This window comes from Pseudoalteromonas sp. S1608, from assembly GCF_005887265.1.
Lineage (GTDB): Bacteria > Pseudomonadota > Gammaproteobacteria > Enterobacterales > Alteromonadaceae > Pseudoalteromonas > Pseudoalteromonas undina.
Map to the genome: position 1 here is coordinate 64,975 of NZ_PNDK01000023.1, position 14,755 is coordinate 79,729.

At 39.2% G+C, this 14,755-nt stretch carries 16 protein-coding genes; 9 read left to right on the top strand and 7 right to left on the bottom strand.

What is annotated here, in order from left to right; genetic code table 11:
* Window positions 1-272 precede the first annotated feature (272 nt).
* The 3 genes from CWB75_RS11050 to CWB75_RS11060 all read right to left on the bottom strand — a co-directional run bounded on the left by CWB75_RS11050 (window position 273) and on the right by CWB75_RS11060 (window position 3,923).
* Window positions 273-2,528, bottom strand: a complete 2,256-nt coding sequence (locus CWB75_RS11050; protein ID WP_138570655.1) for an aminotransferase class V-fold PLP-dependent enzyme — start codon at window positions 2,526-2,528, stop codon at window positions 273-275.
* Window positions 2,529-2,635: 107 nt separating this feature from the next.
* Window positions 2,636-3,712 (bottom strand): AI-2E family transporter, encoded by a 1,077-nt coding sequence (locus CWB75_RS11055; protein WP_008113005.1) that lies wholly within the window; start codon window positions 3,710-3,712, stop codon window positions 2,636-2,638.
* A complete protein-coding gene (locus tag CWB75_RS11060) occupies window positions 3,705-3,923 on the bottom strand; it encodes a hypothetical protein (RefSeq protein ID WP_008113003.1) in 219 nt (72 codons plus the stop codon). Before CWB75_RS11060 ends, CWB75_RS11055 begins: the two co-directional genes overlap by 8 nt.
* A gap of 143 nt (window positions 3,924-4,066) precedes the next feature.
* Here CWB75_RS11060 and CWB75_RS11065 point away from each other — a divergent pair, with 143 nt between their 5' ends.
* The 5 genes from CWB75_RS11065 to CWB75_RS11085 are packed head-to-tail and all read left to right on the top strand — an operon-like array spanning window position 4,067 to window position 7,587.
* Window positions 4,067-4,711, top strand: a complete 645-nt coding sequence (locus CWB75_RS11065) for a hypothetical protein (protein ID WP_008113002.1) — start codon at window positions 4,067-4,069, stop codon at window positions 4,709-4,711.
* A 12-nt stretch (window positions 4,712-4,723) separates the two neighbouring features.
* Window positions 4,724-6,181, top strand: a complete 1,458-nt coding sequence (gene bepA, locus CWB75_RS11070) for a beta-barrel assembly-enhancing protease (protein ID WP_138570656.1) — start codon at window positions 4,724-4,726, stop codon at window positions 6,179-6,181.
* A 55-nt stretch (window positions 6,182-6,236) separates the two neighbouring features.
* Complete coding sequence (gene arsC / locus CWB75_RS11075; RefSeq protein ID WP_036932810.1) at window positions 6,237-6,584, top strand: arsenate reductase (glutaredoxin); 348 nt, start codon at window positions 6,237-6,239, stop codon at window positions 6,582-6,584.
* The gene (gene wrbA / locus CWB75_RS11080) at window positions 6,584-7,138 is read left to right on the top strand and encodes an NAD(P)H:quinone oxidoreductase (RefSeq protein WP_008112996.1); all 555 of its coding nucleotides are present in this window, start codon (window positions 6,584-6,586) and stop codon (window positions 7,136-7,138) included. Before arsC ends, wrbA begins: the two co-directional genes overlap by 1 nt.
* Window positions 7,135-7,587: a DUF2069 domain-containing protein gene (locus tag CWB75_RS11085; RefSeq protein WP_138570657.1), complete on the top strand. Its 453-nt coding sequence runs from the start codon at window positions 7,135-7,137 to the stop codon at window positions 7,585-7,587. Before wrbA ends, CWB75_RS11085 begins: the two co-directional genes overlap by 4 nt.
* Window positions 7,588-7,650: 63 nt before the next feature.
* Here CWB75_RS11085 and CWB75_RS11090 read toward each other — a convergent pair whose 3' ends face one another.
* Together CWB75_RS11090 and CWB75_RS11095 are read right to left on the bottom strand one after the other, a co-directional pair.
* Window positions 7,651-8,988 carry an ankyrin repeat domain-containing protein gene (locus CWB75_RS11090; protein ID WP_138570658.1) on the bottom strand — a complete coding sequence of 446 codons (1,338 nt, stop codon included), beginning with the start codon at window positions 8,986-8,988 and terminating at the stop codon, window positions 7,651-7,653.
* Window positions 8,989-9,198: 210 nt separating this feature from the next.
* Entirely contained in the window at window positions 9,199-9,792 is a 594-nt protein-coding gene (locus CWB75_RS11095; protein ID WP_036932808.1) for an MlaC/ttg2D family ABC transporter substrate-binding protein, read from the bottom strand.
* 246 nt (window positions 9,793-10,038) lie between these two features.
* Between CWB75_RS11095 and CWB75_RS11100 the strand changes: the two genes are divergently transcribed.
* Window positions 10,039-10,575, top strand: a complete 537-nt coding sequence (locus CWB75_RS11100; RefSeq protein WP_010388480.1) for an acyloxyacyl hydrolase — start codon at window positions 10,039-10,041, stop codon at window positions 10,573-10,575.
* Window positions 10,576-10,664: 89 nt separating this feature from the next.
* Window positions 10,665-10,814 (top strand): DUF2897 family protein, encoded by a 150-nt coding sequence (locus CWB75_RS11105; RefSeq protein WP_138570659.1) that lies wholly within the window; start codon window positions 10,665-10,667, stop codon window positions 10,812-10,814.
* A 32-nt stretch (window positions 10,815-10,846) separates the two neighbouring features.
* Here CWB75_RS11105 and CWB75_RS11110 read toward each other — a convergent pair whose 3' ends face one another.
* Window positions 10,847-12,235, bottom strand: coding sequence for a YjiH family protein (locus CWB75_RS11110; RefSeq protein WP_055013242.1), 1,389 nt, complete (start codon window positions 12,233-12,235; stop codon window positions 10,847-10,849).
* A 65-nt stretch (window positions 12,236-12,300) separates the two neighbouring features.
* Window positions 12,301-13,359 carry an NlpB/DapX family lipoprotein gene (bamC, locus tag CWB75_RS11115; RefSeq protein WP_008112982.1) on the bottom strand — a complete coding sequence of 353 codons (1,059 nt, stop codon included), beginning with the start codon at window positions 13,357-13,359 and terminating at the stop codon, window positions 12,301-12,303.
* A gap of 354 nt (window positions 13,360-13,713) precedes the next feature.
* On the opposite strand from bamC, the gene CWB75_RS11125 reads away from it, so the two are divergent.
* Entirely contained in the window at window positions 13,714-14,247 is a 534-nt protein-coding gene (locus CWB75_RS11125) for a glycine cleavage system transcriptional repressor (RefSeq protein WP_008464556.1), read from the top strand.
* A gap of 10 nt (window positions 14,248-14,257) precedes the next feature.
* Complete coding sequence (gene bcp, locus CWB75_RS11130) at window positions 14,258-14,737, top strand: thioredoxin-dependent thiol peroxidase (RefSeq protein ID WP_024601114.1); 480 nt, start codon at window positions 14,258-14,260, stop codon at window positions 14,735-14,737.
* Window positions 14,738-14,755: the final 18 nt, after the last annotated feature.

Consider the following 14,755-nt stretch of genomic DNA (forward strand, 5'->3'; position numbering starts at 1 on the left):
CATTTTATTTTATTTTTTACGACACTAAACAAGCGATTTTTGTAAAAAGCAAAGCCCAACATTATAGCTTAAATGGTCTAAATTGCGTTATTTTTATAAGCTTTGATGCAGATAATAGCGCAATTTTTTGCTTTTGACACCGGTATCATAAAATTAAAAATTGAATTTAACAACTGTTCACCCCCTCTGCACAATGAACATTTTATTAATCTTCGATTAAAGCAGGCAAAAAAAAGACCGACACATGTCGGCCTTTTTCTTTTATTAAACTATTAGCTGGTCAATGCTAAACCACCCGATAAGTTAAAAACGCGGTTATAACCAAGTTCAATTAAGTTTGCCGCCGCAATTTTTGAACGATTTCCACTGCGACACACCAATATGTATTGATTGTTTTTATCTAGTTGCCCTTGGGTTAGTGCATAGGCCATTCGGCTTAGAGGAATATTTAAAGTTTTAGCCTCAGGCACATTAAGCAATCCACTGATATTGTTAGCGCCATGCTCATAAGGCTCTCGGGTATCAATTAAATATACACTACTATGTGAGAGCATTTCCTTCGCTTGATTAAAACTAAGCTGCGAAGTTTCGACTTTAGGCTTTGCATTAACATAACCACAAAGCGAATTTGCTAATGTGTGTTGTTGTGAGTCTGCTTGTTGTTTTTGCATGGCAAATTCAGTATGGCTGATATCACCTTCAATAAGCGCTTTTAATAAAGGTGTTTGCTGCTGTTGCACAGCCCAATTCATGGCAAAACACTGTTGATAATCATGCCCAGAGCACACCACACTTTGCGGATTAAGCTCTGCAGTTAACTTAGTCAAAGAGTCTGCCATCTGCATCGCATCTCCCCCATCAAGTACTGTATTACCAAGCCCCGCAGGTAAAATTAAATCACCACAAAAACAGTACTGTACATCGCCGTTATTAGCCTTTAATAAATAACTCACGCTATCTTGGCTGTGTCCAGGCGTCGCTAGCTTTTCAAGTACTTGTTCGGTTAGTTGCAATTGTTCACAATTAACAGGCCAGCCTAATTGATCAACTTCACCAGCAACTAAATTTGTTTTGAGTGCGCTGCGCATTAAATCAAGAGCACAGTGACGATCTTGGTGCTCATGCGTGTTTAAAATAGCAGTAATAGTTAAATTTTGTGTATTCACTATTTTTTCAAATCGAGGGATCAGTTCAATAATTGGGTCAATAATAATTGCCTGTTGATCATCAGCTACATACAACCAACTGCAAGCACCTTGGTGTCTAAATTGGGTAAGCCCCAAGGCACATACTTCTTGTGCTACTAAGCTACTATCAGAAATAACCAAACAATTTGCTTGTAACACTGTTTTAAGTGCGCGAATTTGTTCACATGCATAGTCTATTTGCGCCATAGTGGCAGCAGGCCCAAACGATAAACGAATCGCATTTTCACTTTGCCACTGTGACACTCCCATCGCATCAAGTACAAAGCTTTGAGTTGCGCCCGTACTACAAGCTGAGCCACCGCTGACTCTAATACCTGCAGCGTCAAATAAATCAATAACTTCTTTACTGGTTAAATCATTAACTGCAAAGTTTAGTGTTGTGGGCACTGAGCAGGCAAAATCATGATTAAAGGTAATACTTCCAAAAGTATCAACTAAAGCGTTATGTAATTTATCGCGATACAAATTAAGTACATCTGCTGATTTAAAAGTATCGTCTTGTTTATCAAGCAGCAAACTAAACAGCTTATTTAGCCCTGCAATACCGGGCAGGTTTTCTGTACCTGAACGCATGCCACTTTCTTGGCCTCCACCAGCTATAAACGGCGTGTATGGGCTTCCTTTACGAATATACAATAATCCGATGCCTTTAGGTGCATAGAGCTTATGTCCTGAAAATGGCGCATAATCAATCGTGGTTTTGCTTAGGTTGAGTTGTTGTTTACCCAGTGCCTGCACACAGTCAACCATCCAAGTCACATCGTTATTACGACTGCGGATCACATCTTCTATAGCACTTAAATCTTGGTATACACCGGTTTCATTATTAACAGCCATAGTACAAATCATCAGGGCGTTATCAATATGCTGAGCAATAAAGTCTAAATCTAAAATACCGTCTCGGTTAACCGGAATAGCAATAATTTCAGCATTAATTTCAAGCACGGCATTCCAATGTTTTAATGTATTAGGCACCGCTTTATGCTCAGTTGCTCCATACAATAAAACCGGTTTAGATTTTGTGTGCTGTTTGGCATTAATTAAGGTTGATACGATAGCAGTTTGAATACCTTCGGTCGCACCTGAGGTAAATAATATATCGCCCTGCTGCGCACCAATCACGCTGCGCGCTTTTTGCCTCGTTTGTTCTAATAAGTGTTTGGCTTGAATACCGGTTATATGGGGGCTTGAGGGATTACCAAAACAAATTTGCATCGCATGGCACACCACCTCTGCAATACATGGCAATACAGGTGTGGTCGCATTTGCATCAAGATAAACTTGGTTGTTGGGTTCATCTGGCAATAAAAACTCTGACATTAAAAACGCACCTTATTACTAAAAAATATATCTTATTCCCAATAGTACATAGTTTTAAAAGGAATGAATAATAATCTTTAGTAATTAAAGTGCGTTTACTATACTTTTTAGTTACCGAGCTCTTCTGCGAGTTCTTCATGTGTGGATGACCACGCCTTAATAAGCGCTTTTACTAATGATGCTAATGGAATAGCAAAAAACACCCCCCAAAAGCCCCACAGCCCACCAAAAAATAGTACGGCAACAATAATAAACACCGGATTTAAATCAACCGCTTCAGAGAACAATAAAGGGACTAACACATTGCCATCAAGCGCTTGAATAATGCCGTAAATAATTAAAATGGTCCAAAACTGGGTTTCTAAACCAAACTGAAACAGCGCCACCGCCGCCACAGGTATAGTCACCAGCGCAGCACCAACAAATGGAATGAGCACCGAAAAGCCAACTAACACACCTAACAGCGCCGCATAACGTAAATCCAATACCGTAAAGGCAATAAAAGACACCGAGCCAATAATTAAAATTTCGAATACTTTACCCCGAATATAATTCATTATTTGCTGATTCATTTCATGCCACACTTGCAAAATTAAGCGTCGTTGGCGCGGGATCAGTTTAGCAATGCTGGCACTGAGCTCTACTTTGTCTTTCAGCATAAAAAACACCAGTAGCGGTACTAAAATAAGATAAATTAACCACGCAACAGCATCTTTTAATGAATTGAGCGATGCCGACAGCACCACTTGGCCAAATTCAAGCACTTTGGTCTCTACCGTTACCACAATAGACTGTACTTGCTCTGCGCTAATTAGGCTGGGATATTTAGCTGGAAGGTCGAGTAAAAACGATTTACCTTGCTCAACCATATGCGGTGTTTCTTGCACTAAGTTACTACTTTGCTGCCAAAGCACCGGGCCAATAACTAATATTAAGGTGAGCATAATACCAATAAATATCAGCATGACTATGCTAGTGGCAGTAAAACGCTTTAAGCCAAATCGCTCCAAGTGAACTACAGGCCAATCTAACAAATAAGCAATGATCAGCGCCACTAACACAGGCACAATTAATGGGCCAAAAAAGTACAACATGGCAACCAGTGCCAATAATAAAAAAAGTAAAGTTACTGAATTAGGATCAGAAAACTTTTTTTCATACCATGCTTTTACATATTCAAACACGCAACGGCTCCACTAATAACAACGCTTGTTGTTTATTTAACTTGTAATAATACATTTTTTTTTGCAAATATCGTTCAATATCATCTGTATTTTGCTCGCTTGAGATATTAAAGGTAATTGCTTGTTTTAACGATATTGCCTCACGCAGCCCTAATTTAAACTGAATAAATTGCTGAGGGCATTTATAAGCGCGCAAATCTAGCTCTAGCATACTCGTTTCACTACCTGTTCACATTAATAATAAGTCCTATACCTGGGCTAATTAAGATTAACCGCAGTTAAATTTAACTTTTTCTTAAAACAACCTCTGCAATGGTTTATCCTTATAGCATAGTTAGCTAAAAGGATACGTTAATGCCTAATTCGCATAATAAAGCGCAATTGCCTAGCAATCCAACTCTCAAAGAAATTAATTGGTTTAAAAAACAAATTAACTGGGGGGAGCTGCCGCATTTTTATCATTTAGTAGCTTCGTCGGTAAGTGAATGTGAAAGTATTTTAGATCACGGCTTTGATAATGCCATTAAGCGTATCATCGATAAACGCAATTGGAATCTAGAGGCGCTGGGTATCGACCCAAACGAGCTTTTTGAGAAAGAAAGTAATAACAAGCCACGAATTTCGTTGCATCAAGTATTTACCGAGCGCGGTTTTGAACTACAAGCGTTCCCTTTTTCCCATGATACTACCATCGATAGATACGCTCGACATGATGAGTCAATGGAATTTATATTATGGGATCCATTGACCATGAAAACCGTTATTCGCATTAATCAATTACACAAATTTATTGGTTTTTACTTAGACCAAGGCGATGAAGCAGACAAGGCACTTATTTTACATTCACATAAAGTAGTTCATAAAATTATTGCTTTTTTACAAACGCAATTGAACATTGTTAAGGTTGATGGGGTCACAATAAAGTCGTTTTACCAACTATGTGAAAAGGACAGCCGTTTATACACCGATGATCCAACTAGTGCCTCTGATAAAAAATAAACAAGGAATATAATGCAGCTAAAATCAGCCTTTATCACTTTATGCAGTGCAGTGCTTACATTTAGCCTGCTAATGAGTGAGCCGTTAAAGGCACAAACCAACCTTCAACTGCCCGACTTAGGCACGTCTGCGCTGCAGGCTTTACCATTGGAGAAAGAAAAGGCAATTGGTGAAGTGATGATGATGCAGATCAGAGGTTCTTCGCCATTAATTAACGATCCGGTGCTTGATGAATACCTAACAACCTTAGGCCGAAAGTTGGTTGCGAACGCCAATGATGTACGTTTTGGCTTTTCTTTTTTTTGGTTAAATAACCCTGAAATTAATGCTTTTGCATTTTATGGCGGTCATGTAGGTGTGCATACAGGCTTAATTGCCCAAGCCGATAACGAGAGTCAATTTGCTTCAGTGCTTGGTCACGAAATTGCGCACGTAACACAACGCCACTTAGCAAGGCGTATTCAGCAACAACAAGACAATAGCGGTCTCACCATTGCCGGTATGATAGCCGGTATTTTAGCGGCCGTTGTAGCCCCAGATGCAGGTATGGCAATTATTTCAGCCAGCCAAACCCAGTCGGCATTTAGCCAACTCACCCATAGCCGCTCTGCGGAACAAGAAGCCGATAGAATTGGTATGCAAACCCTTAACAATGCGGGGTTTGACGCTCGAGCTTCCAGTGAATTTTTAACTAAGCTTGCAGCGCAAATTCGTTATAAATATAAACCCCCGGCATTTCTACTGACTCACCCGCTGCCTGAAAGCCGCGTGTCGGATGTACGCTTACGCGCCGAGCAATATCCAAAACGCCAAGTAGGCTCTAGCCTGGATTTTAATTTAGCTAAAAGCCGTGTACTGGCACGTTACGATAACAAACCCGAAAACGCAGAGGCCTTATTTAGAAAGTTATTGCGCGAAAATCCCTATAACAACGTAGCGTTACAATATGGATTAGCTATCAGCTTAATCGATCAAAAGAAAACGGAGGAAGCGCAGCCTATCTTGGACGAGCTATTAGCTAGCGATCCTAAAAACTTATTTTATATTGATACAAAAACAGATTTACTCATTGCACAAAAAAAAGCAGCTAAAGCAGTTAGTTATTTAAGTGAATTAAATAACTATCGGCCAAACAACCAAGTGATCACTTTAAATTATGCAAATGCCGCGTTGGAAGCTGAGCAATATGAGTTAGCCGAAAATGTATTAAAATCGTTTTTATTGGAGAAGCCAGATCATAGTTTGGGTAAGCAGCTTTTGACCGACGCCTATAAAAATCAAGAAAAATTAGCCGCATATCACGAAGCTAACGCCGATGTGTTATCGCAATATGGCGCATATTTAAAAGCAGCTGACGAAATACAAAAAGCACTTAATTTTGTTGAGCCAAATGAAAATGTAAAACAACAACGTTTAAAAGCGTTACTCACACAATATCGGTTATTGCAAAAAGAGCTAGCAAGGCTTTAAGTCTTTAGTGAGTTCACCTAAAATAGCCGCAATTTATACTTTGGATGTACTTTTTATGTCAGTTACTATTTATCACAATCCGCGTTGTTCAAAATCGCGCGAAACCCTTAACCTATTACAAAGTAAAAACATCGAACCGAGTGTTGTTGAATACTTAAAAACACCGCTTTCTCATGAGCAAATTAGTACCTTAGTTTCTCAACTGGGGTTTAATTCGGCCCGAGATTTAATGCGCACCAAAGAAGAACAATATAAAGCACTGAATTTAAAAGATGAAAATAGCGAGTCGGTGCTTATTGACGCTATGGTCGAAAACCCAAAACTAATTGAGCGCCCAATTGTAGTAAATAACAATAAAGCAGCACTAGGTCGCCCGCCTGAAAACGTATTAAGCGTTCTATAATGAGCACAACCATCGTGGTGCTGTACCACTCAAGCCATGGCTCGGTAGAAGCCATGGCGCATGAAATAGCAGAATCGATAGAACAACAAGGTGCAACCGCCTTGCTGCGTACGTTTGTAGCTAAAAACCCGCATGACATTGTGATCAGTAAAGACGATTTAGTTGCCTGTGATGGGCTTGCATTTGGTACGCCAACCCGCTTTGGCATGATGGCCGCACAAGCAAAAACATTCTGGGAAACCACCAGCGATCTTTGGCTTAAAGGTCAACTTATCGATAAACCTGCTTGTGTGTTCTCATCATCGAGTAGTATGCATGGGGGCAATGAAGCAACCCTACTAAACTTGTCACTGCCGTTATTGCATCACGGGATGATGTTAATGGGGGTGCCTTACGATGTACCAGAACTTCTTGGTACCGAAACTGGAGGCACACCTTACGGCGCTTCCCACGTTGCTGGCAGCAGTAACAGCTCTACCCTAAGTAAAGATGAAATTAAAATATGTCAAAGCGTAGGCAAACGCTTGACTCAAGTAGCGAGTAAACTTAAATGACCCAAAATAGCGAGTCTGCTAAAAAGCCAGTGACCGTAAAATTTCAGCGCCTAGCCCTATTTGGTTATTTTGGCCTGCTTATTTTAATGCCACTATGGATGTTTGTGTTAGCACCGAGAGAGGGTCACAGTGACGCCTTTCTATTTTTAGTCTATGTGCTACCGCTATTATTACCTTTAAAAGGCATACTACAAGATAAAACCTACACCTATGCATGGGCTAATTTCATTGTTATGTTTTATTTTATCCATGGTTTTACATTGCTATGGATTGCTCAAGGTGAGTTAGTATGGGTATTGCTAGAGTTACTATTTGCCTCATCTATGTTTATTGGCTGTACTTATTATGCACGCCATAGAGGACAAGAGCTTGGACTTAAAATTCGTAAGCTTAAAGATGAGCTTGCTGAAGAAAAAGCAGCGCATGAACACGATAAAAACAACTCATAGCTATCAGCTCAGAACATAAAAAACGCGCTTTATTAGCGCGTTTTTTTATAATTAAGTAAGTGGTTAAACTAACTCACTTAAAGCTGCTAGTCCCACTATACACGCTAAACCTAGCTGGGATACAAGGCTAAAAACCGACATCATTCTTAATAAAAACAACCCCCAAGGGTGCTTTACATGCGGATACAACGAACAGCGCTTTAAATTTGTTGCAAAGAAAAAACATACCACCGCCGTCATGGTCATAAAAAGAGTGAGCTCACTTTTTATAGTGATATTTTCATCAAAAAAGAAAAACAACTGTAGCGGTAACAATAAAGCCACAACCGCATGTAATACATGCACTTTTTTAATTCGATCTAACTGCCCTTCTGGCGATAATTCTTTAATACCAAAATCACGTTCAAGGCATTTAACTAAGTTACTGGCTTTGATGCTTACAGCTAAACGGTAACAACTTAATCCGTCGTTATTACGCGCTCTAAAATCATACCCTGCTTTAAGCAGTAAAATCATTAACGATTCATTTTTACTCATCACCGCGTAATGCAGCGCTGTATTACCTTTAATGTCTACGGCTTTTTTATCTTGGTATTGCAGGAGCATTTCTACTACATTTACATAGCCTTTTTCTGCAGCCCACATAAATGCTGTTTTGTTATCTTCATCGGTCAAGGTACCCGTCGCACCTTGTTCAATAAAGCGCATAGCCATGGTTTGCTTAGCTTTTTTCTTGTTTAAATGGGCAAGTAAGGCATTTTCTAACAACACAATAGAATCAACATCAGGCGAAACCTGAGTTAATAAAGTAAAGTAATCTTTGCCTGCAGCTACCTTTTCGCTAGTAAGCTCTGCTAAATATTCAATGTCTGCAATCGACTGAGGAATATGCGCACTTAAACGCTCTCTAAAGTCGACCTCTTGCCAAATAGATAAGGTATCTGCAGCTGACAGCTTAGCACCGTGTTCAAGCGCATGTTCTATCAAAGTAAAAAAACGTTTACTAAAAAACAGACTGATTAATGAAAGCGGAGTATCAATATTATTTTGTGCCGATACACTTGCGTATTTTTCAAGTCGCTGGCACAACATTAAGACAATATTTTCTATACTGTAATCATTGGCAAAATAATGCTCTTTAAGTGCAGCAATATAGACTTGTGCATCTTCATCATATTCACAGATATGCTGAAAATAACATTCTTCAAACGGCTCTAGGGGGGTTAACCAGGTTAAATAATAAATTGGGGGCAAAACCGTAGTACAAACACCATCATCTTCTTCAGTAGAGCGACAGGCAGGCCAAGCTTCTAAAGCATCTAAAATGAAGGCACCGTTTTGTTCAACCAGCCCTTTGACCAATAACGGGTATTCCTTTGGCCAAATTAGTACATTTTCCATTAAAACAACACAACTCCAGTGTAGCTCGGGTAAGTGGTCAGTTATAACAGTTTTTAGCTGACACCACGCTTAATCAAAGAAGTCGATATTCTAACACAGCTTGGTAGTCAAGCTAGCGTAAACTCATGCAATATAGACCAAAATACAAAAGCAGCTAACGACATGCGCCATCAGCTGCTTTTACGGTTGGAGCTTTTAATTGCAAAGGAACTAACTTTGCTGCAGTTCAGCTGTGACTTGGTCTAATCCCACATCAGAAATTCGTTGAATGATCTCTTTTTGCTTAGCACTGAGTAACGAAATTCCCTCAGCAACAATATCGTATACTTTCCATTGCTGATCATTCCCCAAACGCAGTTTAAAGTGCAGATCTATGGTGGGTTTATTAGTTTCAATAATTTGCGTTTTAACAGTGGCAAATTTAGAGTCGCTTGCAGCGGCGTCTTGCTCAAATATTACATCTTGCCCTGTATACTTCATTAGTGCACTCGCATAAGTACCCGTTAAGTAATGCTCCACCGCACCAATAAACGCAACGCCCTGCTCGCGGTTGATACCTTTAATATGTTTACCTAATAATTTAAACGACACAAACTTAATATCAATATGTGGCATCAAACGCTGCTCAACAATTAAAGACATCGCTTCTTTGCTAGCATTACCTTGCGCATTTACCTGCCCAATATCGTTAAATAATGATTCGGCTACAGTTTGCAATAATTGTTTAGGTGACGGCTGAGTTTGTGCATACAAAGCACTACTGAAAAAAACAGCAACAACCACTAAAAGCTTTATAAGTTTCATAATAAATGGATAGTTTAAATAATTAAGTTTAGCGTAATTTACGCAAATAACAGGCAACAAAAAAGGCATAAATAAGCACCTTATTAATGCCCAATTAGCACCAATATAATTAGTTAAATAAATTCAATCAGTTAAAGTGTTCAGTTAACAAGCCATCTACAAGCGGATTTTTGTCCTCATTGAAAACAGTAATTCACCGCCCTTATCATTTAATTACTAATTTAATTTCCCCCGTAGTTGGCCATTATGAAAACCTCATATAATATGATTTCTATTATTGTTTTTTGTTTATTTTTACTGACAACTCATGCAGCCTATGCATCACCAAACCATGGCTACGCTGTAGACTTATTAAAAGGCGAAGGCAATGTAACTGGAGTAAAGCTTGCGTATCAGTATCATCCAGAGGGTGCGCAAAACTTTGTGGGTGATGCCCGCTTTTACCTTGAAAGCAGCATTAACCTGTGGCATTACCGCCATGATCAACAGTCACAATCAAACCTGGTGTTAGCTGTTTCGCCAGTAGTGCAGTTCCCAGCATTTAGCCTATACAATACGCCATTTTATGTAGAGGCTGGTATTGGCTTTTCCTTACTTGATGAACGCTATTTTGCCGATAAAAACCTAAGTACTCACTACCAGTTTGAAGACAGAATAGGTCTAGTGGCGGATTTTGGTGAAACCAATGTAGCGCTGCGAATTATTCACTATTCAAACGCCGGATTTAAATCTCCCAACCCAGGGATTAACTTTTTAACCTTGTCGGTGGCACAACGTTTCTAATTGCTTATTTACAGCCCTAGAGAGCATTGCAGCTTTTATTTAATGTGGTCATAATAAATAACCGCTTAATAAAATATAAGAGCATCGTAATGCAAATTTGGCAAATCGTACTCGTTATCTCGATTGTACTAGCTATTGTTATCGGCAATTTAGCACTGCTGCGCTTAAGTGCAAAAAGCGAGTTTAAACACTCAGTATCAAGTTCATCTAGGCAAAAAAGAGAAACAAAAAAGCCCTGAATAATCAGGGCTTTTTTCGTTTAAATCATTACTTAGCCAACTAACCAGTGCGCCATTAAGGCAATAACTGGCAAGGTTACTAAAGTTCTGAGAATAAAAATAATAAATAACTCAAAAATATTAACCGGTATTTTACTACCTAATAAAAGTGCGCCCACTTCAGACATATAAATAAGTTGCGTTACACTCATGGCTGCAATAATAAAACGTGTTACATCGCTTTCAATTGAGCCTGCGGCTAAAATAGACGGAATAAACATATCTGCAAATCCCACCATAATCGTTTGCGCCGCCATTTCAGCTTCAGGTATTTGTAGTAATTCTAAAAATGGAATGAACGGCATACCTAAATATTGAAATATCGGCGTGTACTCAGCAATAATTAAAGCAAATGTACCCACAGCCATTACCACAGGTAATACTGCAAACACCATATCGAATGCGTTGTGTAAGCCCTCTTCAATTGTGCCTTTTAAGCCTGGTGCTTTTTCTGCTTTAGTTAATGCAACATCAAGTGAATGCTTAAATAATGTTTTGCCTTCAGGGACTAGCTCGGCGTTGCCATCAGGTTGTTCACCATCAATAAGCACGTCCTTTTTAAAACGCAGTGGTGGTAAACGCGGAACAATTATTGCGGCCACTACACCCGCTAAACACACGGTTAGGTAAAAAGGTGCAAATAAGTATTCAAGCTTTACTTGGCCAATAACAACCAAACAAAAGGTAATTGATACAGCAGAGAAAGTGGTACCAATAATCGCAGCTTCACGTTGAGTATAATATTTATCTTCATACTGACGCGCAGTCATTAAAATACCCACGCTACCATCACCTAACCATGAAGCAACACAATTAACTGCACTGCGCCCTGGCACCCCAAACAATGGACGCATTACTTTAGTAAGTAAGGTACCCACCAGCTCAAGTAAACCAAAATTAAGTAATAACGGCAGTAATAAGCCCGCTAAAATAAACACCGAAAACAACACCGGTAATAAATCTTTTAATACTAGCAAGCCAGTATTTTCTGAGGTAATAGCATGCGGTCCAACTTGAAAATAAGTTAAAAGCACAAACGCCATACCAAACAACCGTGTTACTAACCAAATCCAACTCACATTAAACAAATGATTTAATAAGCGAAATTTGGTTAAGCTTTTCGGTTTAAAGACACTAAACACCAGCGACATAACGCCAGTAATACAAATAATGGTAGCTATTAGCCCTAGCGCTATTTCACTGAATGAGGCTTGAATTGCCTTGGCCATTACCGCGATAGGAATCGTCATTATTTCACCAGACGGTACTGGCGTCATAAACAAAAACACACCGATTAAAGAAGGAATTAAAAAAACCAACCAAACTTTCAAGTCATAACTTTTTTGAACGGGTGCTGGGCGTGATGAATCTAACTGAGACATATTTTCAACCTGTAAAAACCACAAAAAGAGCTAAGTGCTCTTTTTGTGATAAATATCTATAATTATTAAATTTTAATACCGCGCTTAATTAACGCCGCTTCTAATGCTTGTTGCAAACCATTCATGGTACCTGGTTCAAGCGTTTCGCCTTTGTCATCCATCCACGTTAGACTGGTGCCACCTTGCTTGGTTTTGCTAACCAAAATTTGGTATTGACCTTCATCAATTGGAAGCTCTGTTGGTTCATCGCCCCAAATTGAATCCCACACACTGCTTTCTACTTTCGCATAATCTGCTGTAATTAAACCTGTCTCTTGGTTTATTTCAACAATAGTAAAAGATAAGCGCTCTAAGAATCCAGAAAAGCGATCGAATACCGTATCGTAAGCTTGCTCAGTAACAAGTGCTGCATTGCCTTTGTTGTCAAACCCAAGTTCTAATGAAATTATTCCTTGGCGCTTACGCATATCAACTTCAAGTTGACGATAGCGATAATCAAATTCACTCACCACTTGATTAAGGGCGCGCACTTCTAGCTGTTGTTTTAATAAATCAGTCAGAGGTTTATCACCTTTGAAATCAATAAGCTCAGCCGTTAATGATGCTGTGCGTTGATGCTCTTTTTCTTCAATAGTAAATTTAAAACGTTCTAAATCAACACTTTCATCATCGCCCCATAACCAGCTTTCTTCTGGCTTAACAATGGCGTACCAATCTGTTTCCAGTGTTCCTTGCATTTTGTTTTGTTGTGTCGCGCTAATGTTGTTATCAGCAAGCACTGCTTGAATCGAGTCCCAAATGAATACATCTAAATCGTCAATGCCATCATTTTTATCAAAATAAATACGTGCTTGTTTATCTGCTTCCTCAACCCAACTGCCTTTAGCAATGGTTAACACTTGCGCCGGCGGGCGATAGTTTGTTGCCTCCGGATTATTATCATATTGACCCACATCCATCTTATAAACAGGATCTTGAGCGGGTTGTGATAACGAAGCAGGTGTTTTAACCGGCTCATGAGCGCGGTAATTACGCTCATTATGGGCATCACTCGTAAATACACTACACCCTGACAAACTTACCAATACACTTACTGCTAGTGCTTTTGGGATCCAATACTGCACAGATAATTCTCCTTAGCATACCCTTAATTGTTTTAACAAATATATGAGTGGGTAATACCGATTTGGTTCAGTGTAAAATCAATATTAACTTTACATTTATAATTTGCTTATCTAACTGCATTAAGCCAACAAGATGACCGACAGACTAGGCTACAAATAGACACATTTTTGCTATGGTACTTTCACAAGCTTGTAAAAACAAGAAACACTGCACTATTAACCGCCTAAAATTAACCGTCACTGTAGTTTAACGCGGATTTTGTGTTAAACTTTGCCGCCGTGCAACGCTACGTGTTTATTTTTTGTTGCCAAGTCGGTTGTTATCATCCAAGTAACTTAGGTACTTTAAAACCCATGACTGCATTTTCAAATCATCAAATTGTTTTAACCGCAATTGGCGAAGATAGATCGGGCATCGTTAGTGAGCTTACGCAACTCGTCAGTGATTGCCACTGTAATATAATAGATAGTCGCATTGCTATTTTAGGCAACGAACTTACTTTTATTATGCTACTGAGCGGTGATATGTCGGCCATTAGCCGTATTGAGCATACACTCCCTACCAAAGGTATGGAGCTTGGCCTGCTTACTATGATGAAACGCACTTCAAGCCATAATCAAAGCGAGTTTTGTGCAGGCTACACCCTAGAATACACTGGCATAGACACCCCTGGCACCTTGAGTAAAGTAACACGCTTTTTTGCCGATAATAATATTAATATTTGCTCATTAAAATCAGATACCTACGAAGAAGAAACTGAACTTAAAATGCGCTGTGAACTTGAATTTAATATTCCCGTTGACGTTGACATTGACCAATTTAAAATTAGTTTTGAAAACCTTTCGCACGTTTTAAACGTAGATTACATCTTTCGACGTATTCGCTAAGGAGTTTAGCATGAACAAAATTACCCCATTACAAAGTGGCGACACAGCACCGGCTTTTAGCTTACAAAACCAAAATGACGAAACCGTTGTGCTCAGCGAGTTATTAAAAGAAAAACAAGTGCTGGTATACTTTTACCCTAAAGCGTCAACGCCTGGCTGTACCGTACAAGCCGAAAACCTGCGTGATCAACAAGCCGAGCTTGCTAAATTTAACACTCACGTGGTTGGCATAAGCCCAGATCCAATTAAGCGCCTTAAAAATTTTGAAACTAAAAAAGAGCTTAACTTTGACTTACTTTCTGACGAAGATCATGCCATTGCTGAGGCATTTGGGGTGTGGGGCTACAAAAAATTTATGGGCAAAGAATATGACGGGATTCACCGCCTTACTTTCTTAGTAGGCCAAGACGGTAAAATTAAACACTTGTTTGATAAATTTAAAACCAAAGATCATCACCAAGTGGTGTTGGACTATTTAGCCGCTGAATAAAGGCTAAAGGCTAAAGGC

What these genes read in the sequence shown, in the direction of transcription:
- CWB75_RS11050 (WP_138570655.1), bottom strand. Translation starts at nt 2,528, where the DNA reads ATGTCAGAGTTTTTATTGCCAGATGAACCCAACAACCAAGTTTATCTT.
- CWB75_RS11060 (WP_008113003.1), bottom strand. Translation starts at nt 3,923, where the DNA reads ATGCTAGAGCTAGATTTGCGCGCTTATAAATGCCCTCAGCAATTTATT.
- CWB75_RS11065 (WP_008113002.1), top strand. Translation starts at nt 4,067, where the DNA reads ATGCCTAATTCGCATAATAAAGCGCAATTGCCTAGCAATCCAACTCTC.
- bepA (WP_138570656.1), top strand. Translation starts at nt 4,724, where the DNA reads ATGCAGCTAAAATCAGCCTTTATCACTTTATGCAGTGCAGTGCTTACA.
- arsC (WP_036932810.1), top strand. Translation starts at nt 6,237, where the DNA reads ATGTCAGTTACTATTTATCACAATCCGCGTTGTTCAAAATCGCGCGAA.
- wrbA (WP_008112996.1), top strand. Translation starts at nt 6,584, where the DNA reads ATGAGCACAACCATCGTGGTGCTGTACCACTCAAGCCATGGCTCGGTA.
- CWB75_RS11085 (WP_138570657.1), top strand. Translation starts at nt 7,135, where the DNA reads ATGACCCAAAATAGCGAGTCTGCTAAAAAGCCAGTGACCGTAAAATTT.
- CWB75_RS11090 (WP_138570658.1), bottom strand. Translation starts at nt 8,988, where the DNA reads ATGGAAAATGTACTAATTTGGCCAAAGGAATACCCGTTATTGGTCAAA.
- CWB75_RS11095 (WP_036932808.1), bottom strand. Translation starts at nt 9,792, where the DNA reads ATGAAACTTATAAAGCTTTTAGTGGTTGTTGCTGTTTTTTTCAGTAGT.
- CWB75_RS11100 (WP_010388480.1), top strand. Translation starts at nt 10,039, where the DNA reads ATGAAAACCTCATATAATATGATTTCTATTATTGTTTTTTGTTTATTT.
- CWB75_RS11105 (WP_138570659.1), top strand. Translation starts at nt 10,665, where the DNA reads ATGCAAATTTGGCAAATCGTACTCGTTATCTCGATTGTACTAGCTATT.
- CWB75_RS11110 (WP_055013242.1), bottom strand. Translation starts at nt 12,235, where the DNA reads ATGTCTCAGTTAGATTCATCACGCCCAGCACCCGTTCAAAAAAGTTAT.
- CWB75_RS11125 (WP_008464556.1), top strand. Translation starts at nt 13,714, where the DNA reads ATGACTGCATTTTCAAATCATCAAATTGTTTTAACCGCAATTGGCGAA.
- bcp (WP_024601114.1), top strand. Translation starts at nt 14,258, where the DNA reads ATGAACAAAATTACCCCATTACAAAGTGGCGACACAGCACCGGCTTTT.